Annotated in this window: 1 pseudogene; it reads left to right on the top strand. The window is 62.5% G+C overall.

The annotated features are described in order from the left end of the window. Positions 1-76 precede the first annotated feature (76 nt). Positions 77-240: pseudogene (locus ACQG3P_RS22615) on the top strand (branched chain amino acid aminotransferase); the annotation flags it as partial.

The raw sequence follows: 240 nt of genomic DNA on the forward strand, positions 1-240 counted from the left end.
CACATGATGTCCGAGGCCGCCCGCCTTGAAACCGGCATGCTGTAATTGACCCCGTAACCAGAACAGGAAATTTCCGGTGTCCCAGTCTTCCGTGAGCTTCACCACCACCCGGTCCGCCCAGCCGCGCAGCAGCGAGGAGCGTGAACGCATCCTGGCCGCCCCCGGTTTTGGTCTGCACTTCACCGAGCACATGGTGGAAGTGCGGTGGGACAAGGACACGGGTTGGCACAACGCCAGCGT

It is taken from the genome of Stenotrophomonas sp. SrG (assembly GCF_050031795.1).
GTDB classification, from domain to species: domain Bacteria; phylum Pseudomonadota; class Gammaproteobacteria; order Xanthomonadales; family Xanthomonadaceae; genus Stenotrophomonas; species Stenotrophomonas rhizophila_A.